Annotated in this window: 1 protein-coding gene; it reads right to left on the bottom strand. The window is 62.2% G+C overall.

From position 1 onward, the window contains the following. Window positions 1–225, bottom strand: a 225-nt coding sequence (locus tag ABE456_RS28575) for an immunoglobulin-like domain-containing protein (protein ID WP_346646916.1), incomplete at both ends; no start/stop codon positions are given.

The raw sequence follows: 225 nt of genomic DNA on the forward strand, positions 1-225 counted from the left end.
GTCAGGGTCGCGGTGGTGTTGTCGGTCGAATCGTTGATCGCGGTTTGGGCCGGGGTCGGGTTCGGCGTCAGTTGCTCGAAGTTGCCGCCCGTGGCGCCTTCGATGGTCACGCTGACGGTCGAACCGTTGTTGTAGACGTCGTTCGCCGGGGTCTGGAAATCGACGCTGCCCTGGGTCTTGCCCGCTTCAACGGTAATGGTCTGACCGTTGGACAGGGTGATAGTC

The organism is Pseudomonas sp. TWI929 (genome assembly GCF_039673335.1).
In the GTDB taxonomy this organism is placed as follows: domain Bacteria; phylum Pseudomonadota; class Gammaproteobacteria; order Pseudomonadales; family Pseudomonadaceae; genus Aquipseudomonas.